Consider the following 1,138-nt stretch of genomic DNA (forward strand, 5'->3'; position numbering starts at 1 on the left):
CTCAACCAAAGCGGCTGCACAGAAAGCGCTAGGAATGGATATGGAGAAAATGAACGCCGACAAGAAACACTTCTTAGAAACTGTCGTTCCAAAATGGGATGAAGCCGCAGAGAAACGTGAAGCGAATTACGACTATTAGCCGATAACTACCAAAGGCGGTGATTTCAGTTCAAATCGAGAGTTTCCATACTCTCTATGATCAAAAGCTGCTTTTTAACGCTCTGAAATAGACGTCGTCAATAAATCAAGCCACACTCTATGTGTGGCTTTCTTTTATCTTATTCAACCACTTGAGAGCCAATGGAGAACCGATGAAAACAAAATTAGTCATCACCGCATTGTGTGTAGGTTTAACCTGTGGCATCGCTCAAGCCTCTGAGCGTGCAGAAACGGGATGGGAATGGATTGAACAAGGCGCTTTGATCGTTGATGTAAGAACGCCTCAAGAATTCGCAGATGGTCATTTAGACAATGCGATTAACTATCCTCTCTCTGAGATAGAGCAGCATTTCGCGAAACTCGACAAGAACACTCAAATCGTTCTTTACTGTCGTAGTGGAAATCGCTCAGGTCAAGCCTATCAATGGCTAGAGAAGCAAGGCTTCACCAATTTACACAACGCTGGTGGATTGGTACAGATGCAGCAAAGTAAATAAGCTCTGAACTTTATTCGTCTTAATAGGAAAACAGAGCTTTAAGCAAGATCGCAGGTTGATCCTAGCAAGCTAATCAGTATAAGGCATTTTATTACAGCATCTGCTTAGCTTGATTGATCGAGTGGATGATTGAAACCCTATCAAGCCCTTGCTGGTTAGAGTCTAACAGCTGAGTCCAAACCTCGATCGCTTGCTCATATCGCATGCTAATGAAGTGATCGCTCGCAATGAGCATCAAGGCTGTACGATCGTTAGGATCAAGCTCCAACGATCGTTTCAGAAGTGTGTTAACCTCTTCCCCCATCGACTGCTTATTCGCGTAGTATAACGCCGTTGCTTTTGCAGCAAACAGGCGTGCTACCGGGGTGTTCTCTAGTCGGATAGCGTAGTCATAGCTTGTAACAGCTGCCGTAAACTCCCCTTGCTCAAGATAGACACTGCCAAGCTTAAACCACAACTCTGCTTGATTTGGATCTTGTTCT

Annotated in this window: 2 protein-coding genes; one reads left to right on the top strand and one right to left on the bottom strand. The window is 44.3% G+C overall.

Annotated elements, in window-relative coordinates; all coding sequences use genetic code 11:
- Positions 1-311: 311 nt before the first annotated feature.
- Positions 312-656 (top strand): rhodanese-like domain-containing protein, encoded by a 345-nt coding sequence (locus KIV40_RS32825; protein ID WP_285353555.1) that lies wholly within the window; start codon positions 312-314, stop codon positions 654-656.
- 91 nt (positions 657-747) lie between these two features.
- Here the strand turns inward: KIV40_RS32825 and KIV40_RS32830 are convergent.
- Positions 748-1,138: tetratricopeptide repeat protein (locus KIV40_RS32830; protein ID WP_285353556.1), on the bottom strand; the 391-nt coding region annotated here is incomplete at its 5' end.

The organism is Vibrio sp. D173a (genome assembly GCF_030248475.1).

Bases quoted from the DNA above. Each gene is read 5' to 3' on its own strand.
- KIV40_RS32825 (WP_285353555.1), top strand. From the start codon at position 312: ATGAAAACAAAATTAGTCATCACCGCATTGTGTGTAGGTTTAACCTGT.